Origin of the sequence: Undibacterium sp. Ji83W, assembly GCF_049340385.1 — a bacterium.
Taxonomy (GTDB): Bacteria; Pseudomonadota; Gammaproteobacteria; order Burkholderiales; family Burkholderiaceae_D; genus Undibacterium.
This window is the reverse complement of the sequence record NZ_JBMPOZ010000015.1, coordinates 78,314-104,989: the sequence shown is the minus strand read 5'-3', so window position 1 is coordinate 104,989 and position 26,676 is coordinate 78,314. Positions and strand designations below refer to the sequence as shown.

The following is a 26,676-nucleotide window of genomic DNA, read 5'->3' as shown; positions in this document are numbered from 1 at the left end:
ACTCTCGCTGACACACCGTGACATTTGTGAAGTTTTACACAATGATCAATGCGATTATGGAGAACCAAGGACTATGACCGATTCAGCAGATGATCTGGACGCATTGTTTGAAGAAATGGCCAATCAGCGCCTGGAAACCAATGTAGAGTCCCCCTCTTCCCCACCTGTGAGTAGCGAACCCGTGCTGCCAGAGCCTGTTCCTGCCAAATTCAATTTTCACAGTGATGATGCGGATGCCACCAAGCCAATTTTTGACCGCTTGGGTGGCATCGTCAGAATGCTGCACGACTCCATGCGCGAGTTGGGCTATGACCGTTCATTATCAGATGTTGCAGTGCAGATTGCAGATGCCCAGGGCAGGCTTGAATATGTCGCCACCCTGACCGAGCAGGCCGCCAACAAGGTATTGAACGCCACGGATCTGGGCATGCCAGAACAAGATGAACTGGCCAAGAAAGCCAAGGCCATGGATGCGCGCTGGACAGACCTGTTTGATGGCAAACTCAGCGTTGATGAATTCAAGTCCCTGGCGACTGACTCCAAGACTTTTGCCAATAATGTGCTGACTGCCACGGATGCTGAAAAAGCGCGTTTGCTGGACATCATGATGGCGCAAGACTTCCAGGATCTGACTGGTCAGTTGATCAAAAAAGTGGTTGCCATCAACAAACGTGTGGAACATGAACTGACGCAAATTCTCCTGGACAATGCACCTGTAGAATTGAAAGAAAAAGCAGTAGAATTGATGGAAGGCCCTTCCGTCCCGAACGCAGCGTTGGAACAGGATGATGTAGATAACCTACTTGATAGTCTGGGTTTCTAATGGATGACATGCTCAAAGAATTTGTCGTCGAAGCGCTCGATCTGGCGACCAATGTAGAAGAACACTTACTCTCACTCGAGCGCAATCCGGGCGACATGAATACGCTAAATGCCGTATTCCGGTCCTTCCATACGATCAAGGGTGGCGCAGGCTTCATGAATTTGAGCGCCATGGTGTCGGCCTGCCATTTAACAGAGAATCTTTTCGATGCCTTGCGTACAGGACAGGTCCCTGTCACGCCTGAAGCCATAGAAGCAGCGCTTGAAGCCAGTGGTTTTGTCGCCGATCAGCTTACTGCCCTGAATAATGGCACTGAGCCAGACAAGCTTTCGACTATGCCCAAGTCACTGGAAAAAATGCTGACTGATGCCATAGAAATGAAAGGCGTCAGCAAAAAACCGGCGGCGACTAAAGCGAAGGCAGTTGAAGCGCCCAAGCCTGCAGAAAAAACGCCAGAGCCTGCAGCGAAAAAAGAGAATACCGGTGAACTTGACTGGGAAGCCTATTTCCGTGCAGTGACGCCAGCAGGCACATTACCAGAAGCAGTAGCAGAAACTGCAGAGCTTGCTGAAGAAGAAACCGAAGCTCCGGCACAAAGAGAAGAGACTGAAGCTGTCAAATCCTCATTGTCTGGTGGCGAAGTCAAACAGAGTGCCCCGGCAAAAGAAGAAAGCATACGTATAGATGCAGTCAAGCTGAATGTCTTGCTGGAAGTTGCCGGTGAATCAGTGCAGGCAGCCAATCAGGCAGCCGTACTGCTGGAAAAATTGTCACAATTCAAGTTTGATGGTCAGGCTGCACCACTGATGTCTGCCCTGACTGAAACCCTGACACGTGCATCCCGCTATTCGACCGAGCTGCAACGCGCCACACTGGCAACCCGCATGCAGCCTGTAGGACGCTTGTTCCAGAAATTCCCAAGGCTGATCAGGGAATTGGCACGTGACCTTGGCAAAGAAGTTGACTTGAACATTGCCGGCGCAGAGACAGAAGTGGATCGCGTCGTCGTTGACAGCCTGTATGATCCATTGGTGCACATGTTGCGCAATGCGCTTGATCACGGCATAGAAACCGCCGAAGAACGCATTAATGCCAACAAGTCACCACGTGCCACGATTTCATTGAAAGCCTGGCAGGAAGCCAGCAGCGTCATGATAGAAGTGACGGATGACGGCAAAGGCATGGATGCACAAAGACTGCGCGATAAAGCTGTCTCCAAGGGCTTGATCAACATTCATGATGCCCGTACCGATGACGAAGCTTTCCAGCTGGTGTTTTTGCCAGGTTTTTCTACCAAAGAAGTCGCTTCAAGCGTGTCTGGCCGCGGCGTAGGCATGGACGTGGTAAAAACCGCTGTGGAACGCCATCGCGGTGCGATACGCATAGCCTCTCAATTGGGAACAGGTACTACCTTCCTGATTCGTTTGCCAATCGAGCTGTCTATCGTACCAACCATGCTGGTCCGTACTGATGGTGCGTCGCTGGCATTGCCAATGGCAACCGTACAGCGGGTGGTTGAATTACCAGAAACCTTTGAAAGCGTTGGTGGACAACCTGTTTTGCGCGATCTTGGCCGGCCTTTGCCAGTCAAATCATTGGGCAAGATACTGGGTTATACGCCAGCGTCTGAAAGAGTTGGTATCGTCATTGCCGCCCCTAGCCCTTACATCTTGTCTGTCGATGCGGTTGATGGCACAGCCGATCTGGTCATCAAACCGCTGACCTGTATCAGCACACCAGGCATTACCGGCACTGCCCGCTCTGCTGAAGGTGAGCTGGTCCTGGTAATCAGTCTGTCCTTCCTGATTGATGGCTGCAAGACACGGGAACGCATTACGGCCTGAGTTCCACTGCCAATATTTTAGCAAATCACCTGATAAACGCATTTTGACCAAATCTGTCAAAATGCGTTTATTCTTTTTACAGCTCCATGGCGCGTCATGACCACTTCCCCACTCTCTCTGCAGGAATTCATGCTGGAGAATAAGTTTGCAGATCTTCCCCCGCATTTTTTTACCCATCTTTCTGCCAGCCCCATAGATAAACCTTATCTGGTAGCGGCCAGCAATGAAGTTGCGGCGCAATTGAACCTGGATCAGGCTAGTTTGGATACTCCTGAATTCCTCAATTATTTTTCAGGTAACCAGCTCATCCCCGGCAGCAAACCTTTGGCTGCTGTTTATTCAGGACATCAGTTTGGTGTCTGGGCCGGTCAATTGGGTGATGGTCGCGCATTACTGCTAGGCGGCAGGTCTCACAATGGACAACATCTGGAAATACAGTTGAAAGGCGCAGGTATGACGCCCTATTCGCGCATGGGCGATGGCCGGGCAGTATTGCGCTCATCCATACGCGAATTTTTATGTTCGGAAGCGATGGCGGCGTTGAACATACCGACATCACGCGCACTCTGCGTTATCGGTTCAGACCAGATGGTTTTTCGCGAAACGCCGGAGACCAGCGCAGTCGTCGCCCGCATAGCACCCAGTTTTGTACGCTTTGGCTCTTTTGAGCACTGGTATTACAACGACCGCATGGATGATCTGCGTCAGCTTGCCGATTATGTCATCGCGCATTCTTACCCAGAACTGCAGACAGGAAATAATCCATACCAGGCATTGCTCGCCGCCGTCACCACGCGCACTGCCGAACTGATGGCGCATTGGCAGGCTGTCGGCTTTATGCATGGCGTCATGAATACCGACAATATGTCTATCATCGGCCAGACTCTGGACTATGGCCCTTTTGGCTTCATGGAGGCTTATGACGAAAAACATATTTGCAACCATACCGACCAGCAAGGACGCTATTCCTACCGCATGCAGCCAGCCATAGGCAACTGGAATTGCCAGGCTCTGGCGCAAGCTTTGTCGCCGCTCATAGGCAGTGTCGATGAAACCAATGCCGCATTAAGCCATTATCCAGCCATTTATCGCCAGAAATGGGCAGCACTTATGCATCAAAAGTTTGGCTTGACGACAGATCACGAAGCTGATCTGGACTTATTTGCTGGCTTTTTCACTTTGTTACAAAGTAATCATGCTGACTTCACCCTGAGTTTTCGCCATTTGAGTAAGCTTTCGAATCAGAAATCGACCAAGGATGAGCTACTGCGTGATTTATTCCTGGACAGGGATAGTCTGGATGCATGGTTGGTCAATTACCGGGCGCGCCTGAGCATGGAACAAAGTGATGAACAGGCACGTCAAACCAGCATGTTGTCAGTCAATCCCAAGTATATTTTAAGAAATTATCTTGCGCAGGTCGCTATAGAAAAAGCGCAAAAGAAGGACTTTTCAGAAGTCAGGAAATTATTGCACATTCTGGAAAATCCCTATGACGAACAAGAAGAACACGAAGACTATGCAGAATTGCCGCCAGACTGGGCCAGGCATCTGGAAGTCAGCTGTTCATCCTGAGATGAATAAGAAATGAAGAGGAAATCATGAGTAAAATCGTAAAATCAGACGCAGAATGGAAAGCACAGCTCAGCTCCATGGAATATGAAGTTACCAGGCATGCAGCTACCGAGCGCGCCTTCACCGGCAAGTTCTGGGATCACCATGAGGCAGGCATCTATACTTGCGTCTGCTGTAACACGCCTTTGTTTACGTCTGATGCCAAGTTTGACTCCGGCTGCGGTTGGCCCAGTTACTTCAAGGCAATCAATCCGGCCAATGTCCGTGAAATAGTTGATACATCTCATGGCATGACGCGCACCGAGATATTGTGTAATATCTGCGACGCCCATCTGGGACATGTATTTCCAGACGGGCCACCACCCACAAGGTTGCGTTATTGCATTAATTCCGCCTCCTTGAAATTTGACCCTGCAACCTGAGTTGTCTGTAAATGAAATTTCTTTTTGACATGTTTCCGGTAGTTTTGTTTTTTATCACCTTCAAATGGGGTGAGAAAAATCCAACTGTCGCGCAATCGCTGGTGTCCGATTATTTTTCCGGCATCGTCTCTGGTGGCGTAACAACTGCTGAACTGGCCCCCATATTATTTGCTACAGCACTTACTCTGGTTGCGTCTGTATGCCAAATCGGTTACTTGCTTATACGCCGTAAAAAAGTCGATGCCATGCTGTGGATTTCCTTCATCATTATCATGGTGTTTGGTGGTGCCACTCTGTATTTCCAGAGCGAATCCTTTATCAAATGGAAACCCACTGTGTTGTACTGGTGCTACTTTGGCGCTTTTGCTTTGGCTCAACTTGTTTTCAGGAAAAATCTGATTCAAATGGCAATGGGGGAGCAAATCAAACTGCCTGAGCAAATCTGGACCCGTCTTAGTTATGCCTGGATGCTTTATTTCTTGCTCATGGGCTTCGTTAATCTGTATGTGGCATTTAATTTCTCCACAGACACATGGGCAAACTTCAAATTGATAGCTGTGGTTGCCATCATGCCGGCGTTTATCATTATCCAAAGCCTGTTTTTGGCTAAATATATGGAAGAACCGGCCCAATGACACGCCAGGAAAAAATATTAGCGCGCTGGATGGAAACCTTACAGCCAGTTGAATGTCAATTAACAGATGACTCCGAAGCACATCGCGGCCATGCGGGCGCTGCTGGCGGCGCTGGTCATTACAGTGTAAGAATAGTTTGTCAGCAATTTGAGGGATTAAACCGTATTTCCCGCCATCGACTAGTGTATGATGCCGTTGGCGATATGATGCAAACGGAAATTCATGCCTTGAATATTGTGGCATTAAGTCCGTCAGAGATAGCGACCTAAGCAGTTTATTTATAATCCGTTTTTTTTATTTTGTTATTTAGGAACAGACAATGACTTTTAAACCTGCTCATTTGCTGGTAGTACTTCTTGCAGCTGCCCTGCCCGCAATGGCTCAAAATCTGGCTACGGTTAACGGCAAGGCTATTCCAGCCAGCCAACTCGAATTATTAGTAAAACAAGCAGTAGCGCAAGGCCAGCAGCAGGATACGCCTCAGTTACGTGCACAGATCAAGCAAAGCCTGATCGCCAATGAAGTATTGATACAAGAGGCAGAAAAATCTGGCTTGGCAAAAAATTCTGAAGTAAAACAAGCCATAGAACAGGCTCGCCAAACCATTCTGGTTCGCGCGATGATGATCGACTACCTGAAAAAGAACCCTGTGACGGATGCAGAAGTTCAAGCTGAATACGATAAATTGAAGGCTCAGGCAGGTGACAAAGAATATCACCTGTATCACATCATGCTCGATACCGAGGATGAAGCAAAAGCCATGATTTCCAAATTGAAGGGTGGCGCTAAGTTTGAAGAGCTGGCCAAGCAATCCAAAGATCCTGGCACTGCATCCAAAGGCGGCGATCTGGAATGGTCCACACCAAATAACTGGCCACCAGCATTTACTCAGGCATTTACCAAACTGCAAAAAGGTCAATTTACAGAAACTCCTGTAAAACTGACTGATGGCCAAGGCAAAGACAAGTTCCACATCATCAAACTGGATGACACGCGTACAGCGAAATTCCCTACAGTTGAAGAAGTAAGGCGTGAATTTGTTGATGGTATTTCTCAGCAACGTATCCAGGCTTATCAACAGTCCTTGATCAAAAAAGCTAAAGTTCAACCGTAATCAAGTCATACGGTACAAAAACAAATGAGGCGCATTGCGCCTCATTTGCATTTCTGAAAGCTACTTAGAGAGTTCTACTGATATTTATTGATAATGCTGCTTAATTTGCCACTACGCTGCAATTCTGCCAAACCCTTATCCACTTGCTCTATGATTTGCGCAGCTTGAGGATGGTCCTTGCTGATTCCAAAATGCAGTGGATATTTTTCAGTCTGTGGCAGGTTCAATATTTTGTAAGTACTCATGTCCAGCGGCAAAAGACTCAAGCGGGCAAAGCCCCATAGTACTTCCTGCATATCCACCACGATATCACAGTGACCTCGCTCTATTTTACGCATGAGGCTGGTATAACTCGTTGCGCCACTTTCAATGGCAGATGCAGGCAAACGGGTATAAAAAGTCGATGAACCATGCAAGGAGCAAACCTTGTATTTCTCCAGGTCACTGAGGACTTGCAGTGGTGGCTGCGAGAAACGTTTAGCCGAATACAGATAGGAAGGTGTAAGGCTATGATAATTGCGGGAAAACAGGTAAATCTTTTCGCGCTCAGGGTTCTTGAATACCGACATCACGATATCGAAGCCCTCACGCGCCTGCACTTCAGCCAGGCAACGCGCCCAGGGCCTGAGTTCTATTTTGGGATCAGCAAAGATATTTCGCAAAATATCTGCTGACAAACCCTCAACTGGCGTTCCTGCAGCCTTGATATACGACATGGGCGGCCAATTGCTATCTCCGCCGCAGGCACGCAAACGCTCCGCTGCACCAGCATTGTGCAAAACAAATAACACGGCAAAGAATAGCAAATATCGCATTTATCTAGAGAAAGTTTCCCTGGCGATTCATTATAAGGAAAGCTGCATACCTCAAACGCTTTATTCTGGATTCAAAATGTAAATCATCTTCATAAAGAGCAGGTCAAATAAAACGGGCGAAATCATTTCCATGATTTCGCCCGTCAGAACAATTCTGCAAATGCTAACCAGCTACCGTTTAGCCAAGCAAAAGATCAGCCAACAAAAACGCGCGCATTGCGGAACATGCGCATCCATGGAGAATCTTCGCCCCAACCATCTGGATGCCATGAATGCAGGACTGAGCGGAATACACGCTCCGCATGTGGCATCAATACCGTAAAGCGACCATCTTCATTGGTGACCGAGGTAATACCTTGCGGCGAACCATTCGGATTGTAAGGATAAGCTTCCGTCGCCAGGCCAGCGTTGTTGATGAAACGCATGGCAACCTGCGCCCTGGCTATATCACCAGTTGTTGAGAAGTCAGCAAAGCCTTCGCCATGCGCAATAGCGATAGGTGTTTGTGTGCCAGCCATGCCCTGGAAGAAGATGGACGCAGACTCAGCCACTTCCACCATGGCAAAACGGCCCTCGAATTGCTCAGATTTGTTCTTCGTAAATTTAGGCCATGCCTGCGCACCAGGGATGATGGATTTCAAATTACTCATCATCTGGCAACCATTACAGATACCCAGGCCAAAGGTGTCATCGCGATGGAAGAATTGCGAGAATTGATCAGACATCATGGCATTGAACAAAATAGTTTTTGCCCAGCCCTCACCTGCCCCCAGCACGTCACCATAAGAGAAGCCACCAACGGCGATCAAGCCCTTGAAGTCAGACAGCTTTGCGCGACCGGCAATCAAGTCGCTCATGTGGACGTCTACCGCTTCAAAGCCTGACTTGTGCATGACATAAGCAGTTTCTACATGCGAGTTCACGCCCTGCTCACGCAGTATGGCGACCTTGGGACGCACGCCAGTTGCAATGAATGGCGCTGCCACGTCTTGCTGCGGATCAAAACTCAGTTTAGGCTGCATGCCTGGATCATTGGCATCCACGATGCGTGCATATTCTGCATCAGCACCTGCAGGGTTGTCGCGCAGGCGAGCGATTTGCCAGCTGGTTTTGCTCCACAACTGGTGCAATACAGTTCTAGGCTGCGTATAAATTTGCTTGGCATCGCGGGTAAATTCGATGATGCCGCTATTGTTTGGCTTGCCGATGATATGGCTGCAGGCGCCCAGATTAAAGCTGCGCAAGACATCCATGACTTCCGAGCGCTGTTCAGTACGCACCTGTATCACCGCACCCAGTTCTTCATTGAACAAGGCGCGCAAGGTCATGTCATTACGACGTTCAGATACCTGACTGGCCCAGTTCTTGGCATCACCCTGGTCTGCTGCATGCTCGCTATCCATGGTCAGGATATCGAGATTGACGGACAAACCAGCGCGACCAGCAAAAGCCATTTCACACAGGCTGGCGTACAGGCCACCATCAGAGCGGTCATGGTAAGCCAGCAATTTGTCTTCACTATTCAACTGCTGGATAGCAGCGAAGAAAGCTTTCAGGTCTTCTGCACTATCGACGTCAGGCGCATCATTGCCGAGTTGCTGCATGACTTGCGCGAAACAGGACGCACCCAGGCGATTCTTGCCACGACCCAGGTCGATCAGGATCAGGCTGGTATCGCCCTGGTCCAGACGTATTTGCGGTGTCAATGACTTGCGCACATCATAAACAGGCGAGAAGGCAGAGATGATCAGCGATACTGGTGAAGTCACCGCCTTGCTTTGACCTTCATCCTTCCAGGTTGTACGCATGGACAGAGAATCTTTACCCACCGGGATACTGATACCCAGCGCCGGGCACAATTCCATGCCAACCGCTTTGACCGTATCAAACAGAGCCGCATCCTGGCCAGGCTGGCCACAGGCGGCCATCCAGTTGGCAGACAGTTTGATATCCGAAATATCCCTGATCGGTGCAGCAGCGATATTGGTGATGGCTTCACCGACAGCCATACGACCCGATGCAGCAGCATCAATCACGGCCAGCGGTGTACGCTCACCCATGGACATTGCCTCGCCGAGATAGCCTTCCAGGCTCATGGTGGTCACGGCACAATCAGCCACTGGCACTTGCCATGGACCGACCATCTGGTCACGTACAGAAGTAGCGCCAACTGTGCGGTCACCAATGGTGATCAGGAATGATTTATCAGCAACCGTAGGCAAGCTCAGAACGCGCTCGGCAGCAACTTGCAGGTCGATGCCCGTCAAATCAATTTTTGGGAAATCATTGCTGACGTGGGCAACATCCCTGTGCATTTTTGGCGGCTTGCCTAGCAAGACATTCATGGGCATATCCACTGGCGAAGTGTCGTTCAGCGGATCGATGACGCGCAATTGACGTTCTTCCGTCGCGGTACCTACCACGGCAAACGGACAACGCTCACGTTCGCAGAAATGGCGGAACAGCTCCAGGCTTTCTGGTGCGATACCCAGGACGTAACGCTCCTGCGACTCATTACTCCAAATTTCTTTCGGTGCCATGCCGCTTTCTTCCAGCGGCACTTTACGCAAATCAAACAGCGCACCCCGTTTGGCATCATTGGTGATTTCCGGGAAGGCGTTCGACAAACCACCGGCACCTACGTCATGGATGGACAGGACAGGATTATCATCACCCAACTGCCAGCAGGAATTGATGACCTCTTGTGCACGACGTTCCATTTCAGGGTTGCCACGCTGCACAGAATCAAAATCCAGATCTGCCGTATTGGTGCCAGTCGCCATGGAAGAAGCGGCACTGCCGCCCATACCTATGCGCATGCCTGGGCCACCCAGTTGTATCAACAGCGTGCCTACCGGCAGATCATTTTTCTTGGTGTGCTTGTCCGAGATATTACCTATACCACCAGCAATCATGATTGGCTTGTGATAGCCGTAGACCGTGCCACCGACGTTTTGTTCGAAGGTACGGAAATAACCACCCAGAACCGGACGACCAAATTCATTATTGAAAGCGGCACCGCCCAAAGGCCCCTCTATCATGATCTGCAGTGGTGAAGCAATGCGGTCTGGTTTGCCATAGGCATCGTCACTGACTTTTGCAGTCAGGCTGTCGCCAGCATTTTCCCAGGCCTGACGTGCGCCTGGCAACATCAGATTGGACACGGTAAAGCCCGTCAGGCCCGCTTTTGGACGGGCACCGCGGCCTGTCGCGCCCTCATCACGGATTTCACCACCAGCACCAGTAGAAGCACCAGGGAATGGGGAAATGGCGGTTGGGTGGTTATGTGTTTCCACCTTCATCAGGGTATGGGTCAGCTCTTCTGTTACCTGATATACCCGGTCTTTACCGGAGGGGAAGAAACGATTGACGACCGCACCTTCCATGATGGAAGAATTATCGCTATAGGCAACGATGGTGCCTTTGGGTTGCAACTCATGGGTATTCTTGATCATCTGGAACAGGGATTTATCCTGTTTCTGACCATCGATAGTCCAGTCTGCATTGAAAATCTTGTGGCGGCAATGTTCGCTGTTCGCTTGCGCAAACATCATCAGTTCAACGTCAGTCGGATTACGCTTGGCAGCGGTAAAGGCATCGACCAGGTAATCGATCTCGTCATCGGACAAAGCCAGACCGAGTTCGGTATTTGCGTGCAACAGGGCGGCCTTGCCACCTTGCAGTACATCGACATGTTCCAGTTCTTTAGCAAGCAGTTCAGAGAACAGTGCTTGCGCTTGCTGCGCATCGGCCAGCACCATTTCTGTCATGCGGTCGTGTAAAAGAGCTGCGACTTGCTCACGGCTGCCATCAGCAAGCTTTTTGGCGCCGCCCAGCAAACCAGTCTTGACCTGCACGTAGTAAATAATGCCGCGTTCCAGGCGATGGATATGCGTCATGCCGCAATTGTGAACGATATCCGTGGCCTTGCTGGCCCAAGGAGAAATCGTGCCAAAGCGCGGGATCACGACAAATACATCGCCATCGCTACTGGCAGCAAATGCATCGCCATACACCAGCAAGGCATTCAGGCGATCAGCATCTTCCTTGAGCAGTTCAGATGTCGTATCGACAAAATGAACATAGCGCCCGCTGACGCCGACAATATTGGCATCAACAGCTTGCAAACGGGAGAGAAGACCGGAAGTACGAAAAGCAGACAGGGCGTTGGAGCCTGGCAATATCAACATGGTGAGCGAGGTAGTTGAGGCAATGTACACAAAACCTGCCGTGCACATATGCTGGTTGGATCAGAAAGCGTGATTATACCTTGATGCCCAACCCGACTCCAGACGCAGGCAGGAAGAAATTGACTTGGCTGCCAAACTCAGTTCATAAACAGGGTGCTACGGCCAATTTTTTTACTGTTTTTGAATTTATGTGCATATCTTTTATCATTAAAGCCTGCCAGATCCTCATCCAGCACAACCAAACTGACCAGTTGCTCATTAGTAATTTTATCAAAAGCAGTATCTGAAACGACAATATCGTTCTTATGCAGTTTAATTCCCCAAAACAAATCACTGCTACGGCTCTCGACTACCCGTACTGGCCGCTTTAAATAAAATGGCAATGAAGATTGATGTTCAAACACCTTGAATAAAAATACTTCCCGCTTGTTGAGCGCGGCATTTAATTCAGTCACCAATGGTTGAGTAGAAGTCCACTGGGCTGAAGCTTGCAAAACACCGATAAATGCCAGCAACATCAGTGCCGGCAAAGCGACGAATGGAAATATCCCGGCATCAGGTTTGCGCCAGACAATAACAGCGACGCATACACTCAGTATGCAGGCTGATGCCATAAAGGCTTGCAAAAATTGTTTCCCATCTAAACCATAAATCATCAGGGAAGATATCTGATGATTCACCTGCTTACCCACCCACCAGGCGGCAACGCCAAACAAAACTGCCAAAGCCACACCCACCAGCGCCCTGCCCCAGGCTGCGCCAAAGCTTCTGTCCTCTAAAGCGATGGCTAATTGCAGCGCAGCCAATGGCATGACAACCACCAGATAGTAATTTGCCTTGGCGCTGGATAAAGAAAAGAACAAGACTGGCATGATCCAGGCGCAAGCCAGGAAGAAATGCAGCGTTCGCTGCGTTTGCTGGCGTGACTTGACAAACAAAAGCACAGGCAAAAAGAAAGACCAGGGGAAGAGATAGATCACCATCCTTGGCAAGTAATACCACCAGGCACCGGCATAGTAGTCATGTGGCTCGCGCTTGCCCAAAAAACGCAGCACATGCTCATTGATAAAATAAAACCAGGCAAATATAGGCTCAGCCAGGATGGCGGCAATATGCCATGGCAAGGCAATCAACAAAAAAATACCAATTGCCCTGGCATTAAACCAGGCCAGTATTCTCTTGAAAAAATCACCTGTCGAGCTGGAAAACAGGATGGTGAAAACGAATGTCACGGCCACAAACAAAATGATCGCTACAAAGCCCTTGGCCAGCAAGGCAAATGCAAGAAATCCCAAGGACCAGTTAAGCTTCTTCTTTTCACCAGAAATGCTGTACAGGTAGCCGAACATCAGGGCCCCTGTCAGAAATACCGTGAGCAGCATATCAAACATCAGGGTGCGCGACATTGCCATGACACCCAAGCCACTGATAAACATCAAGGCAGCCAGCCGCGAGGCAGCAACACGCGCTATCTGGCGTCCGAACCACAAAATCAAAGCTACGCATGAGAGTGCAGACATGGCCGGCACCAACCGGGCTGCCCATTCATTCTCACCAAAGATAGCAAAAGAAATCGCCGTCAGCCAATACAGCAAGGGCGGTTTTTCCATATAGGCCAGACCATTCAGATGTGGAATGATCCAGTGATGCCAGTCGCCGGAGGCCAGCATCTCCCTGGGAATTTCTGCATACAGGCCTTCATTATTGTCCAATATCGGATAGCAACCGAGGCCATAAGCCAAAAAGAAGATGGTAAGTAACCATACCAACCAGGCAGGTATGGTGGGTTGACGCACTTCAGTATTGACTTGCACAACATTCATAGATGGAACGATTTATTTCCCACAAAAAATGGGACTTGTCTCAATTTAATTTTCAAGTAGCGAACTTTATCTACTCTTGGTAAATAAAGCAAAAAAAAGACAAGCAGAACTGCTTGTCTTTTTGATTAAAGTACAACTTGATCAGGCTACAGAAGCAACATTTTTTGCCCAAACCAGAGCGGCCATATGTGCGGCATTCAAATCTGGAGGGGTAATCTTCAAAGATTCTGCCAGGGAACCGACCAGCATACTATTCAATTCGCATGCTTCAGCCAGCGCCAGGAATGGCCCATAAGTGCCGCCACGGGAGATCAATGCCTCCGTGACTACTTCAGGCAATTGTATTGATGACAGTACTTCTTCCATGGGAATACCCAAGAGTCTGTCCAGCAAAGAGAACATGCCTGCCACGAACAGATTTTCAGCTTCACTCTTGGACATTTTGCCTTGTCCCAAAATTTCAGCGAGGCGACCGCGGATGATGGCAGTTTCCAGCAATACCGGAGAATAACCACTGGTGCTGGCCGTTGCCAATAACAGTGTGAGCCATCGATATAAAGGGCTGTAACCCAGCATCTGTACTGCATGCTTCAAAGATTGCACTTCAGAGCGCAAACCGAACCCGGCAGAGTTAATGTAGCGTAAAAGCTTATAAGCCAGAGTCGCATCGCGCTTGACCACGGCTTCCAGCTGCTGGATATCGGCATTTTTCCTGACCATTTCCATCAACTGCAAAATAGTCGTTTGTGAGGTATTTAAAGTCTTGGGAGCAGTGCTTGGCCTTGGTGTCAAATGCAATTTTCCGACAAAACTGTCCAGACCCAATGCTGAACATGCATCGAAATCCTGCCAGGCAGTGACATTGCGTGCCACCATGCGCACAGTCGATTGCTTCAATGTCGCATACACCTTGGCTTGCGATGCAAAATTGGCTGCATTCAATTTCACTTCAAGATGGGTGATTTGCGCAAAATAAGCGCGCTCCAGCGTTGTTACTTCGGCGCCACGCAGGCATATGCCATAACCTAGTTGACGCAATTCTGTCACCGCAGCAAGCGTATCTGGATCAGCAAAGTATTTTTTATGGAGTATCAGTACGGTATTCTTGGCAGGTAGAAGCTTCAAACCTTCTGCATGCAATAACTCGGGTACTGCTTCGAGGAACAGCAGGCTATCGCCAAGCAAGAAACCCTTGTCGTCGTCATGCAATTGCACGGCAACGAATTCAAGCAAGGCACTCAGGCTTTCCGTGCTTGCCTCTGCATTCTGATCCGGCTGTTGCCATGAAAATTGAAAACCAATGACTCGTTGCTTAGGATCGAGTAAGGGTTCCCTTACGATGAAGCTTTCTTCTATCATCTTAGTATTATTTATGTTGGATTAATATGATTGAAAAATTCAGAACTCAAGGCTGCTAGCAAATCATCAAACTGATTCTGATTTGAACAAACCCGGCATTGCCTTGTATATAGATTTGAGCACTCGTCAAAATAGCACTCTCAATCTACCGTCGACTACCATCAGCCGACTAATCAATCGTTCATTAAATTGCGCGAACCACCTAGCCACAAGAGTGGATATCTGCTCTGCATCTTCTGAAATTGTGGCAGCAACGCCAAGGCAATAAGGCTGATTTTGCGCATCCTCGCCCCCATACTTTGAGTGCTTGCATAAAACCAGACTGTGCACGTTATTCTGCAACAGCCTGTCCATGTGCCGAGCGCTACCCAGGAGATTTTCTGCTTGAGTATCTGGATTGACGCATAGACTCATTTTCCTCTCCCGGGAAAGCCGATTGCCCTGCTATTTTCCTAATTTTTCGAAAATCTTTGTCAGTTTTTCATCCAGCGTGGCCGCAGTAAATGGTTTTACTACATAGCCATTTGCCCCCGCTTGCGCTGCGGCAATGATGTTTTCTTTTTTTGCTTCGGCAGTCACCATGAGTACCGGCATTTTTGACAAAGCTGGGTCAGCACGGATGTGCTGCAACATCGTCAATCCGTCCATGTTAGGCATGTTCCAGTCTGAGATGACGAAATCGAAATCACCATTCTTCAGTTTTGCCAGTCCCATTGCACCGTCTTCTGCTTCATCGACATTGGAATATCCCAATTCTTTCAGCAAATTCCGCACTATGCGACGCATAGTAGAAAAGTCGTCGACTACTAAAAATTTGAGATTTTGATCGGCCATGAATTACTCCACTATTTCTTTAAGGACAGTTATTAGCATTATCGGACAAATTGAGATAAAACGGTGGTGAAATTGCTGTAACACATTAAATTCTATCAAAACGTCACACCCTGAGGGCTCTGCTGCCATGCGTAGCAAGGTAATGCAGAACCTTGGTGGGCAATTCATTCAAAGGGCCAACCTCATGTGTCGCGCCAATTGCAATTGCTTCACGCGGCATACCAAATACTACACAACTTGCTTCATCTTGGGCAAAATTGTATGCACCGGCATTTTTCATCTCCAGCATACCAGCCGCACCATCCTTGCCCATACCCGTCAAAATCACGCCGACGGCATTTTTGCCCGCATAGATAGCTGCAGACCTGAACAGGACATCTACTGAAGGCCTGTGGCGATTCACTGGCTCACCCTGGTCCAATTGAGTCACATAGTTTGCACCACTGCGTCCCAGCAACAGATGTGAATGACCAGGAGCAATGTAGGCATGGCCAGGCAAGACACGCTCGCCACCGGCAGCCTCAGATACCGAAATTTTGCACAAGCCATCCAGACGCTTGGCAAAAGAACGGGTAAATCCTTCTGGCATATGCTGGGTAATTAATATCCCCGGACAATCCGAGGGCATTTGCACTAAAAAATTCTTGATCGCTTCAGTACCACCCGTAGAGGCGCCGATAATAATCAGTTTTTCACTACTGGTCAGGGGATTGCGCACTTGTGGCAATACACCAACATTCGCTTGTCCGGCAGCTGCTACTGGCGCACTTCTGGGTCTGATTCTGGCTTTGGAAGCGATCCTGATCTTGTCCGTGATCAGTTCCATGTACTCAAGCATGCCACTTTGTATCGATAACTTGGGTTTGGTGACAAAATCAACCGCGCCCAACTCCAGAGCACGCATGGTAATTTCAGACCCGCGCTCAGTCAGCGAAGACACCATAATGACGGGCATGGGGCGCAAGCGCATCAAGCGCTCAAGAAAATCCAGGCCATCCATCTTTGGCATTTCCACATCCAGTGTCAGCACATCTGGATTGGTCTGCTTGATCAATTCGCGCGCAACCAGAGGATCAGGAGCCACGCCGACCACTTCCATATCGGGTTGGCTGCTGATGATCTCGCTCATGACGCTCCGGATCAGCGCAGAATCGTCAACAATTAATACTTTTATCTTCATTCGCAAATACTCCGCGCTCAGTCTCGACTACCGACGTCACACAATCAAAATAACTAGAACAAATCGACTTCGCCACCAACTGAAGTCGTCTTGAGCCTGCTGGCATAATCCTGTTCACGCCTTCTCAGGGTATCGTTATGTTCCACTTTGAGTTTCTTGACCAGTACCTTGCCCGTTCTTGGAAAGAAATACACTTTGCGCGGGTAAATATCATTCAGATCTTCAGCGATTACGCGCATTCTTTCAGCCCGCAAATAGTCCAGTACAAATCTGGCGTTGCGCTCACCGACATTGATGGCGGTAAAGCCGCGCAAGACATTGCCACCACCAAATACCTTGGCTTCCATGTTTTCGCGTTTGGCACCGGCTTTTAACAATTCATTGATCAGCACTTCCATCGCATACGTGCCATAACGCATCGAAGCAGATACCGGGTTGTCTGCATCACCACCACTATCTGGCAGCATAAAATGATTCATCCCGCCGACACCAGAAACGCGGTCACGTATGCACGCAGAAACGCAAGAACCCAGCACCGTAACGATCAACATGTCCTTGTTGGTGAAATAAAATTCACCAGGTAATATTTTGGCGGCATCACAATCGAAAGTTCTGTCGTAATAGACATTCGTTGCAAAATGCTCTTCACTTAGCTGGCTCATGGATTACCCTTTTTGCAAATTGCGCAATGTCGCTCTGCTGCCTGACGCATGGGATTTACCCAGTTCATAAACAGTTTTCCCTCTCAGCTTGAAGTCATCTGAGACATACAAGAAATTTTCTGAGTGACCGGCAAACAACAGACCATCTGACTTCATCAAGGGAACAAACTTCTTCAAGATTTTGCCCTGCGTAGGCTTGTCAAAATAAATCATGACATTCCGGCAAAAAATTGCATCGAATTCGCCACTCAAAGGCCAGCTATCTTCCAATAAATTCAACTGTTTAAATGTGATCAAGTCGCGCAATTCTGGCCTGACACGCACCAGTCCCTCCTGAGCGCCCTTGCCTTTCAAGAAAAATTTTCGTGTTCTTTCTGCCGATAATTTTTCGATGCGGTCAAGATTGTAGACGCCACGGGATGCCGTTTCCAGGACATTGGTATCGATGTCTGTGGCAATAATGTGTGCAGGGGGGCGCAGGGTTCCAAATGCTTCGCACAATGTGATGGCAATGGAATAAGGTTCTTCACCAGTTGAACTGGCAGAGCACCAGATATTGACTGTCTCTTTTTTCTGGGCGATGTGCTCAGCAAGAATGGGGAAATGATGTTCTTCCCTGAAAAATGAAGTCAGGTTGGTGGTGAGCGCATTGGTGAAGGCTTCCCACTCAGACTCAATCTGATGACTTTCCAGACCATCCAGATATTCAGAAAACGAGTTGATACCAGTCGCCCGTAAACGACGCGCAAGCCGGCTATAAACCATTTCCTGCTTACTATCTGCCAGTGAAATGCCAGCTCGTTTGTAAATCAGATCCCTGACACGATCAAAATCCTTGGAGTTAAATGTAAACTCCTTTGAAGTGTCTGATCTGGCTTTATCGATGGATTTCGTCATTCAATGCTTTCCTAAACTTTCCCCATCTTGTTTTAGAGACGAAAGCTGATTTCAAATAAAAATCCAGATAATCAAGATTACAAAGACATTTTGCCAGACTGAAAAATATTTACTGTTAATTAAGTTAAATTACAAGCGTCTTTCATAAGAGGCCAGGACGCTTGTTACATGTCAATCGCTTTGATATCCAGGTATCCAAGCTTTAAGCCAGAAATCATCGCTTCCTGGCTATACCTTACAGGCCTAGCCTTAAAATTCTTCCCAGTCGTCGTCTGCACGCTTGCCTGGTTCAGCAACTGGCTTGCTGGCACGTGCACCAGCTCCAGTAGATGAAGGACTTGCACGGGTCGCTCTGGGCAATGCCTTCACTTCTGACCTGGCACTTGCAGCAGGCTTATTATTACTCACTGCTTTGTTGACAACTGGTTTAGTTTGCTGACTTACTTGCGCCGCATTTCCATTCAGTTTGAATACACTGACTGCCTGTGCCAATGCAACGGCTTGCTCTTCCATGCTTTCTGCCGCTGCTGCTGCCTGCTCAACGAGCGCCGCATTCTGTTGCGTCATTTCATCCATTTGCGTAATCGCCAGGTTCACTTGTTCTATGCCTGAACTTTGTTCCTGGCTGGCTGCGGTGATCTCGCTCATGATGTCGGCCACATGCTGTACGCTGGTGACAATCTCGTCCATGGTCTTGCCTGCCTCATCCACCAGCTTACTACCCTGATCGACTTTGTCCACCGAATCGCTGATGAGGGACTTGATTTCTTTGGCGGCACTGGCACTGCGCTGTGCCAGGTTGCGTACTTCTGCAGCGACCACGGCAAAGCCACGGCCCTGCTCACCTGCACGGGCAGCCTCTACCGCTGCATTCAAAGCCAGAATATTGGTCTGGAAGGCGATGCCGTCAATGACGCCGATGATGTCAACAATCTTGCGTGAGCTTTCCTTGATCGAGCCCATGGTACTGACTACTTGGCCAACCACAGCACCACCTTTGACGGCGACACCGGATGCAGACACCACCAGTTGATTGGCCTGGCGTGCATTGTCGGCATTTTGCCTGACGGTACTAGTCAGTTCTTCCATGGAACTGGCTGTTTCTTCCAGGGAGCTGGCTTGCGATTCTGTACGACTGGACAAATCGGCGTTGCCAGAGGCTATTTCCCGGGATGCGACAGTGATGGTTTCTGTACCTGTCCTGACCTGTCCAACAGTCGAGGCCAGATTATCGTTCATGTTCTTTAAGGCTTGAAACAGAGAGGTTACTTCGTCATGACCAGATACTGTCACCTGACTACGCAAATCACCTTCTGCCACAGTTTCTGCAAGACTCAGTGCCTCTTGCAAGGGTTGTGTAATACTGCGAGTGATGGTCCAGGCGAACAGAGCACCGACAATAACGGCTGACAAGAGAATGACATACAGCCAGATTGTCAGTTTTGCGCCTGCGGCTGCAAAATTTTCAAAAACCAGTTTGGATGCAACATCCTGCAAATCAACCAGTTTATTCATTTCCAGTATGGACTTTGAACTTAATGGGTCAATGACTGTGGCAATAATTTTTGCGGCACCTTCTGCATTAAATGCCAAAGCCTGACCTACTGCATCCTTTAATGGCTTTTCTATTTCCTTGTCAACCTTGGCAATGTCGCCAAGGATTTTCTTTTCTTCCTCACTCAAGCCAAGGGAAGCAATTTTTTCTTTTGCCTCTTCATATTTTTTTCTTTGAGTCTTGACCTTGGTTTCTTCCTTTTGCATTTCACCGACATCAGACTGTATGCCGATATTGCGCATGGCTATACCGCCTTCAAACAGTGCACTTTTCATGGCATTGGCCAGAACCTGTTTTTGAGCAGCCATATTCAAGCCATCTATCATGGCCTTGCGGTTGTTGCCGCTCAAGGCGTTGACAAACAAAATTACGGAGATCAGGCCTACCAGAATCAGTGCGAAGCCGACCCCTAAACGGGTACCAATTTTAAAATTTCTCAGATTCATAGTGTCTCCTAATTATTTTTTTGTTAGCGTCTATGTCTACATTTTTTATCAGTAGCCACTTAGAGAAACCAGAACATCATGCAGCTGTATCGACCAGACCCATTTCTGGGCTGGACATCAATTTATCGATGTCCACCAGTATCAACATGCGGTCATCAAGTGTACCCAATCCAATCAGGAAATCAGTGCTGAAGGTAGTTCCCATTTCAGGAGCAGGCCTGACTTGCTCAGGCAACAAAGTCGTCACGTCAGAGACGCTATCAACTACCATGCCAACAATACGCCCTTCAATATTTAAAATAATGACGACCGTGAACTGATCATAAGTAGGTGTTCCCAAGTTGAACTTGATACGCATATCAACCACGGGAACAATGATGCCGCGCAAATTGATAACACCCTTCAAAAAATCCGGTGCGTTGGCGATTCGCGTAACGGCTTCATAGCCGCGTATTTCCTGGACCTTGAGTATGTCGATACCATATTCTTCATTACCCAAAGTAAAAGCAAGGAATTCATGCCCGGCAATATCAGATTTAGCCCCGTCATTCGAAGCATGATCACTACCCTGTGAAATTTGCGCCATTTCTTTTTCCTCGTCTTAAATTTCTGATTCAATCTTCATCGCGCAGTACGCAAAACGGCAGCGACATCTAAAATAAGTGCAACGCCACCATCACCCAGGATAGTTGCGCCAGAGATCCCGGGGACCTTCTTGTAATTTGATTCTATATTTTTCACGACAACTTGCTGCTGCCCAACCAGATCATCAACAAACAAAGCAGCTTTCTTACCATCTACTTCAACGATCACAACGATGCCATCAGATGGGTTCGTATACTTAGGTTCAATATCAAAGTACTCGTACAAAGGTACCAGTGGCAGATACTCGCCACGCACTTTAACCACTTTACCCTTGCCACTGATTTCTTTAATATCTGCCTGGGCTGGCTGCAGCGATTCCATCACAAAGCCCAGAGGCAAAATATAAATTTCGTTGCCAAATTTAATCGACATACCGTCAAGAATGGCCAGCGTCAATGGCAGGGAAATGGTAATCGTCGTGCCATATCCCATTGCTGAGCGTATGTCGACCACACCACCCATGGCCGCGATATTACGCTTGACCACATCCATACCGACTCCGCGACCAGAAACATCGGTTACTGTCTCTGCTGTAGAAAAGCCTGGCGCGAAAATCAACAACCAGACTTCACTGTCGCTCATGGAATCGGAAACCGTCAACCCATTTTGTCTGGCTTTGGCAAGAATTTTCTCTCTATGCAATCCACCGCCATCATCACTGACCTCGATCACAATATTGCCACCCTGGTGTACTGCCGACAGGGATAATTTACCAGTCTCACTTTTACCGGCCTGCGCTCTGGCCGCCGGCATTTCTATACCATGATCAATACTGTTTCTGACCAGATGCGTAAGGGGATCAACAATACGTTCTATCAAGCCCTTATCAAGTTCGGTTGAAGCACCATAGGTAATGAATTCGACTTTCTTTCCCAGCTTGCTGGCCAGATCCCTGACCATGCGCGGAAAACGCGAAAAGACATAATCCATGGGCATCATGCGTATGGACATAACGGCTTCTTGCAGGTCGCGGGTATTCCTCGTCAAATGAGCGACGCTGCTTAACAGACGTTCATTGGCAATCGGATCAAGGTCCTGCGTACGCTGCTCCAGCATGGCCTGGGTAATGACCAGTTCACCGATCAGGTTAATCAGTTGATCAACTTTTTCTATACCAACCCTGATGGTTGAAGACTCTTGGGAAGTGGCAGCCTTTTCCACTTTTTTCTCAGCTTGTTGCACCTGCTTTTCAGCGACAACAACATCCACAACTTTTTCAGCGACAGGCTCGGCCTTATTTTCTTCTGGTGGAAACATGGAGTCCAGAGGTTCAAAGAACCCATACCCAAGCTCATCCTCTGTCGGTTCAGCTTTACTTGCAGGTAAACTGGTGATCTGTTCTTCTGTAATTTTCAGCGTATCAGGATTCAGAATGAAAGAGCAAATCGATATGATATCGTCCTTGCTTTCATTGGTGCGCAAGGCCAGGACCACATTCTTGCCATTATTATCCAACCGTGAAATCGCACCTAAAAGCCCAAGTTCAGACATGATGGCAGCAGCATCAGTTTCTGATACGTCTGGCATTTCAATTTTGTATGCCGTTTTAAATACGACATCAGCGTGATCCATGCTGGATTGATGACTGATAAAACTTGCAGCAGGCGCAGCAACAGGAACCGCATCCTGTGACAAGGATTGCAGCAACATTCTTACATCGGCGACAGCGTCCTGGTCAACCGGCGTGCCCAATCTATGGCCATCCAGCTGCATCTTTAAAATATCTTTGGCGATAAGAAAAGCGTCTACGTGCTCGCCAGTCAGCGCCATTTCTCCCTTGCGTATTTTATCAAGCAGTGACTCGAGTATATGGGTCACTTCTGTCATATCTGTCAGGCCAAAGGTCGAAGCACCGCCCTTAATGGAATGAGCTGCCCTGAATATGGCATTCAAATCCTCTGGATCTGGCGAAGAGATATCGACGGCAAGTAACAGTTTTTCCTTCTCGGCAAGAAGCTCTTCCGCCTCGTCGAAAAACACTTGGAAAAACTGACTCATGTCAATCGTCATTATTAAGCTCCGTGATTTACATTTGTTTGCCCAGACACCAGGCCATTAATTCAGCCAATCACTTTTTTAACTACTTCAGTCAACTTCTGTGGATCAAAAGGTTTTACCAGCCAGCCATTTGCACCGGCTGCACGGCCTTTTGCCTTCATATCGTCACTTGATTCTGTTGTCAGCATCAGGATGGGTACACGTGCGTACGAAGGCAGACCACGCAAAGACTTGATCAGGGTAAGACCATCCATACGTGGCATGTTTTGATCTGTCAGCACCAGGTCCACAACCTGATTACGTGCCTTTTCCAGACCGTCCTGGCCATCCACTGCTTCTATTACCTGATATCCAGCTGCTTTTAAACTGAACGCTACCATCTGCCTCAGAGAGCCAGAATCATCCACAGCTAAAATTGTCTTGGCCATATTTACTCCGTTATACGAATTGTAGGCAGCTTCTGCTCGCTACCACTTGATTTAAAATAACTCAATGTCACCGCTATCCATATGCTTTTGATGCACTGCTTTACGTAACAAATTCTTCAGATCCGCGCTTTGCTTTTCCAGGCGCACGGTAGTCTCGCGCAACAACGCCGTCAATTCGTCTGATTCGCCATCATGTTCAATATCATTACCTAATACACCCAAAGTCCCCAACACTTCGCGCAAACCTTCACATCTTTGCAGAGTTCGTGAAATTAATTGACTGGTCAAATCCTGAAATTGCAAGCTGGTCACAGCCGAACTGATATGTTTGGCGATATCTTCCTGTATAGCCTTGAGTCGCAACACACTGTCATCTGAAACATTGCCAGAACTGACAATCAAATTAATTTCTTCCTGCTCACTCGATATTGCTGCATGCAGCGCCATGAAGCTGACGCCCAACTTCTCTATCGCCTCACCCAAGAGTATGGTTGTTTGCGCAAGGTCAGTCTCAACCTCCAGCAAATGTGCATTTCCGTGATCAGACACACCTGATAAAAGTTGCTTAACCTGAGAACCCAACAGTTTCTTTTTGGACATCTTAAGCATCCTATCTATGCATATTGACTTAATGATGCTGCGTCTTGCTTGTATTTTTGCTTGTATTTTTTCTTGTCTTTTGCTGATATCTTGCTTCTATCAAGGTTTGACTGAAATTTCGGCACTTGAGTCAGACTGATTTGCGACCTCGATGGAGCCGCCGTCCTGTGAAGCAGACTCTTCTGCTTTTTTGTTCATGACGATGATGCTGATTCTGCGATTAATCGGATTCAAAGGATCCTGCTTATCAAACAGCACTGAAGAGGAAAGCCCAACCACTCTTAACATCTTGGACTCATCCATACCGCCATAAATCAGCTCTCGCCTGGATGCATTGGCGCGGTCAGCCGATAATTCCCAATTGCTGTAACCGCGCTCACCACTACCATAAGGCGCAGCATCGGTATGACCAGACAAACTGATGCGGTTAGGCACATCATTGAGCGCTTTACCGATCTCGTGCAAAATTTCTCGGGTGTAGGGCTGCAAATCTGCCTTGGCCGAAGCAAACATAGGGCGGTTTTGCTCGTCCACCATCTGGATGCGCAAGCCGTCAGTCGTGATATCAAGCAAAAGCTGTTTCTTGTATTGCTTCAGTGTAGGGTTGGATTCGATGGCGGCTTCAATTTTAGACTTCAGGCCTTTCAGCCTTTCTGCTTCTACTTTTGCCAGAGCAGCCTCTGCAGCCTGCAAGTTGTAGGTTTTCTTTTGCGTTTCTATCTCGCCCTTACGGCTTTGACCTTCACGCGCACTCAGATCCTTACCACCACCCTTGATCACGCTGGAACTATCACCGCTGCCATCACCACCAGCCATCGCCACCTTTAAAGGCGTCTGAAAATACTCGGCGATGCCGTTCAAATTACCTTTGGCAGTAGAGCCTAGCAACCACATCAACAGAAAAAATGCCATCATCGCCGTCACAAAATCAGCGTAGGCAATTTTCCAGGCACCTCCATGGTGGCCACCGGCCACCTTCTTGATGCGCTTGACTATAATTGGTCGTAATTCTTCGCTTGCCATCATCAATCCAGTTTTTATTATTTAGATTTCGATTGCTTAATGTGATCTTCCAATTCAGTGAAAGTTGGCCTTTCAGTTGAATACAATACCTTCCTGCCAAACTCCACCGCCAAAGCTGGTGCATAACCGTTCAAGCTGGCCAGCAAAGTCACTTTGATGCACTGAAAAGTCTTGGATGACTCATCCAGTTGCTGCTCCATCAAACCAGCCAGTGGCCCGACAAAACCATAGGCCAGCAAAATACCCAGGAAAGTACCGACCAGGGCATGAGCAATCAAGATACCGAGCTCAGATGGAGGAATACCGACAGACTCCATCGTGTGCACCACCCCCATCACCGCAGCCACAATACCAAAAGCGGGCAAACCATCACCTAACTTGGCAATGAAATGCGCAGGAACCGCACCTTCGTGATGATGCGTTTCCAACTCATTGTCCATCAGATTTTCAATTTGAAAGGCATCCATATTCCCTGAAACCATCAGGCGCAAATAATCCCCTATAAACTCCATCATATGATGATCGTGGACAATTGCAGGATATTTACTGAAAAGCGGGCTTTCTTCCGGGCGTTCAATATCACCCTCGATAGACATCAGGCCTTCTTTGCGCACCTTGGTCAGGACATCGAACAGCATCGTCATCAGCTCCATATACAAAGCTTTTGTATATTTTGAGCCTTTCAGGACACCTGGAAGTGCCTTCATGGTGGCCTTCAGGGTTTTCGCATTATTACCAACCAGAGAAGCGCCAACTGCAGCGCCGCCTATCATCAGCAACTCCAGTGGCTGAAACAATACCGCGATATGCCCACCGGACAAAACAAAGCCACCAAAGACTGAGCCCAATACGATGATATAGCCGACGATAACTAACACGAGCTTTTACTCCTTAGAGAGGATTTTTTTATAATATCGACTACACTACCTCAGACCTGAAGCATTCACCAGAAATGGAAGGTTAAATATTGCTTCAGGAATACATTTCACTATATGCATTATATGCGCCAGACATAAAGAACGGGGTCATTCGCATTGCTTTTTATAGTTAAATCCGCCTCAATGCCAGGCACTTTGAACTCATAACTCATGAATTGCGTACCTGGTCGCATCTCATTACTGATTTTTTCCCACAAGTCAGGCATAGCCGCTGGTGAAAGATAAGCAAAGACCACATCAAACTCAGCAAAATCCAGTTGCAGATAATCTTTTAAATAGAAGCGAACCCTGGGGCCCACCCATTTAGCTCTGAACCAACTGACCAGCCACGGAAAAGGTGCCACCTCGACCCCAAAAAAAGATTGTTGAGGCCGTAGCCTGGCAAGGCTGACAGACACACCGCCAAAGCCACTACCAATATCAATAAAGGACAAATCATCATGCGCAGGTAGTTGCTCAAGAATACACGGCAACAAACTGGATTTGGAAGGAAAATATGGAACTTGTGTGCGGTAAGTTGACCAAAACAACAATACCATCAACACAAAGATCGCCAGACTCACGCCCGGATGCAATTGAAAAACCAGAGATGCTACAACTGCAAAGGGAAAAATGAATTGTATGAGCCACCACCACCAACTCATGCGCAGCAAGAAACTGAGAACGGCAGCCAGGCTGGCGTGAACGATGAGTAGTAAATAAGGGGAAAGTATGCCGCCAAACTGCCACCGGTCGGTCGCATACAGCACATAAGACAGGCCAAATGCAAGCAGTTGTATGAGCAAGGCCAAAAAGACAGGCGAAGAGAAGACTCCGTCATCCGGTAGGAGTTTGCCTTTGCGGGTTTTTGATGATGCTACCTCCAAGGCT

The 26,676-nt window shown here is 48.2% G+C and carries 23 protein-coding genes; 7 read left to right on the top strand and 16 right to left on the bottom strand.

From position 1 onward, the window contains the following. Positions 1-73: 73 nt before the first annotated feature. The 7 genes from ACO0LD_RS22090 to ACO0LD_RS22060 all read left to right on the top strand — a co-directional run bounded on the left by ACO0LD_RS22090 (position 74) and on the right by ACO0LD_RS22060 (position 6,413). Positions 74-823: a protein phosphatase CheZ gene (locus tag ACO0LD_RS22090; protein WP_423010326.1), complete on the top strand. Its 750-nt coding sequence runs from the start codon at positions 74-76 to the stop codon at positions 821-823. Then, positions 823-2,667, top strand: a complete 1,845-nt coding sequence (locus ACO0LD_RS22085; protein WP_423010325.1) for a chemotaxis protein CheA — start codon at positions 823-825, stop codon at positions 2,665-2,667. The genes ACO0LD_RS22090 and ACO0LD_RS22085 overlap by 1 nt, the downstream gene beginning before the upstream one ends. Before the next feature lie 96 nt (positions 2,668-2,763). Then, positions 2,764-4,242 carry a protein adenylyltransferase SelO gene (locus tag ACO0LD_RS22080; RefSeq protein WP_423010324.1) on the top strand — a complete coding sequence of 493 codons (1,479 nt, stop codon included), beginning with the start codon at positions 2,764-2,766 and terminating at the stop codon, positions 4,240-4,242. A 26-nt stretch (positions 4,243-4,268) separates the two neighbouring features. After that, positions 4,269-4,664, top strand: coding sequence for a peptide-methionine (R)-S-oxide reductase MsrB (gene msrB, locus ACO0LD_RS22075; protein ID WP_423010323.1), 396 nt, complete (start codon positions 4,269-4,271; stop codon positions 4,662-4,664). Positions 4,665-4,675: 11 nt separating this feature from the next. Continuing rightward, positions 4,676-5,299 (top strand): septation protein A, encoded by a 624-nt coding sequence (locus ACO0LD_RS22070; RefSeq protein ID WP_423010322.1) that lies wholly within the window; start codon positions 4,676-4,678, stop codon positions 5,297-5,299. Then, positions 5,296-5,568, top strand: a complete 273-nt coding sequence (locus tag ACO0LD_RS22065) for a BolA family protein (RefSeq protein WP_423010321.1) — start codon at positions 5,296-5,298, stop codon at positions 5,566-5,568. The genes ACO0LD_RS22070 and ACO0LD_RS22065 overlap by 4 nt, the downstream gene beginning before the upstream one ends. Before the next feature lie 50 nt (positions 5,569-5,618). Continuing rightward, positions 5,619-6,413 carry a peptidylprolyl isomerase gene (locus tag ACO0LD_RS22060; RefSeq protein ID WP_423010320.1) on the top strand — a complete coding sequence of 265 codons (795 nt, stop codon included), beginning with the start codon at positions 5,619-5,621 and terminating at the stop codon, positions 6,411-6,413. Between the two features lie 74 nt (positions 6,414-6,487). Here ACO0LD_RS22060 and ACO0LD_RS22055 read toward each other — a convergent pair whose 3' ends face one another. The 16 genes from ACO0LD_RS22055 to ACO0LD_RS21980 form a co-directional block, all read right to left on the bottom strand. Further along, positions 6,488-7,228: a substrate-binding periplasmic protein gene (locus tag ACO0LD_RS22055; RefSeq protein ID WP_423010319.1), complete on the bottom strand. Its 741-nt coding sequence runs from the start codon at positions 7,226-7,228 to the stop codon at positions 6,488-6,490. Between the two features lie 194 nt (positions 7,229-7,422). Further along, positions 7,423-11,418: a phosphoribosylformylglycinamidine synthase gene (gene purL / locus ACO0LD_RS22050; protein ID WP_423010363.1), complete on the bottom strand. Its 3,996-nt coding sequence runs from the start codon at positions 11,416-11,418 to the stop codon at positions 7,423-7,425. Between the two features lie 137 nt (positions 11,419-11,555). After that, positions 11,556-13,232, bottom strand: coding sequence for a glycosyltransferase family 39 protein (locus ACO0LD_RS22045; protein WP_423010318.1), 1,677 nt, complete (start codon positions 13,230-13,232; stop codon positions 11,556-11,558). Positions 13,233-13,382: 150 nt separating this feature from the next. Continuing rightward, a complete protein-coding gene (locus ACO0LD_RS22040) occupies positions 13,383-14,600 on the bottom strand; it encodes an EAL and HDOD domain-containing protein (protein ID WP_423010317.1) in 1,218 nt (405 codons plus the stop codon). Positions 14,601-15,044: 444 nt separating this feature from the next. Next, positions 15,045-15,434, bottom strand: a complete 390-nt coding sequence (cheY, locus tag ACO0LD_RS22035) for a chemotaxis response regulator CheY (protein ID WP_110253727.1) — start codon at positions 15,432-15,434, stop codon at positions 15,045-15,047. A 103-nt stretch (positions 15,435-15,537) separates the two neighbouring features. Continuing rightward, positions 15,538-16,614, bottom strand: a complete 1,077-nt coding sequence (locus ACO0LD_RS22030) for a protein-glutamate methylesterase/protein-glutamine glutaminase (protein WP_423010316.1) — start codon at positions 16,612-16,614, stop codon at positions 15,538-15,540. 53 nt (positions 16,615-16,667) lie between these two features. After that, positions 16,668-17,276, bottom strand: coding sequence for a chemoreceptor glutamine deamidase CheD (gene cheD, locus ACO0LD_RS22025; RefSeq protein WP_422951078.1), 609 nt, complete (start codon positions 17,274-17,276; stop codon positions 16,668-16,670). 3 nt (positions 17,277-17,279) lie between these two features. Continuing rightward, entirely contained in the window at positions 17,280-18,173 is an 894-nt protein-coding gene (locus ACO0LD_RS22020) for a CheR family methyltransferase (RefSeq protein WP_423010315.1), read from the bottom strand. Positions 18,174-18,422: 249 nt separating this feature from the next. Further along, on the bottom strand, positions 18,423-20,174 hold the full coding sequence (locus tag ACO0LD_RS22015; protein WP_423010314.1) for a methyl-accepting chemotaxis protein: 1,752 nt from the start codon (positions 20,172-20,174) through the stop codon (positions 18,423-18,425). Between the two features lie 76 nt (positions 20,175-20,250). Next, a complete protein-coding gene (locus ACO0LD_RS22010; RefSeq protein ID WP_423010313.1) occupies positions 20,251-20,760 on the bottom strand; it encodes a chemotaxis protein CheW in 510 nt (169 codons plus the stop codon). 35 nt (positions 20,761-20,795) lie between these two features. Further along, positions 20,796-22,829: a chemotaxis protein CheA gene (gene cheA, locus ACO0LD_RS22005; RefSeq protein WP_423010312.1), complete on the bottom strand. Its 2,034-nt coding sequence runs from the start codon at positions 22,827-22,829 to the stop codon at positions 20,796-20,798. 50 nt (positions 22,830-22,879) lie between these two features. Further along, positions 22,880-23,245, bottom strand: coding sequence for a response regulator (locus ACO0LD_RS22000; RefSeq protein ID WP_110253733.1), 366 nt, complete (start codon positions 23,243-23,245; stop codon positions 22,880-22,882). A gap of 51 nt (positions 23,246-23,296) precedes the next feature. Then, a complete protein-coding gene (locus tag ACO0LD_RS21995) occupies positions 23,297-23,845 on the bottom strand; it encodes a chemotaxis protein (protein ID WP_423010311.1) in 549 nt (182 codons plus the stop codon). Between the two features lie 99 nt (positions 23,846-23,944). Continuing rightward, a complete protein-coding gene (gene motB / locus ACO0LD_RS21990; RefSeq protein ID WP_423010362.1) occupies positions 23,945-24,868 on the bottom strand; it encodes a flagellar motor protein MotB in 924 nt (307 codons plus the stop codon). Between the two features lie 17 nt (positions 24,869-24,885). Next, the gene (gene motA / locus ACO0LD_RS21985; protein ID WP_423010310.1) at positions 24,886-25,746 is read right to left on the bottom strand and encodes a flagellar motor stator protein MotA; all 861 of its coding nucleotides are present in this window, start codon (positions 25,744-25,746) and stop codon (positions 24,886-24,888) included. A 119-nt stretch (positions 25,747-25,865) separates the two neighbouring features. Then, complete coding sequence (locus ACO0LD_RS21980) at positions 25,866-26,672, bottom strand: class I SAM-dependent methyltransferase (RefSeq protein WP_423010309.1); 807 nt, start codon at positions 26,670-26,672, stop codon at positions 25,866-25,868. Between the last annotated feature and the right edge of the window lie 4 nt (positions 26,673-26,676).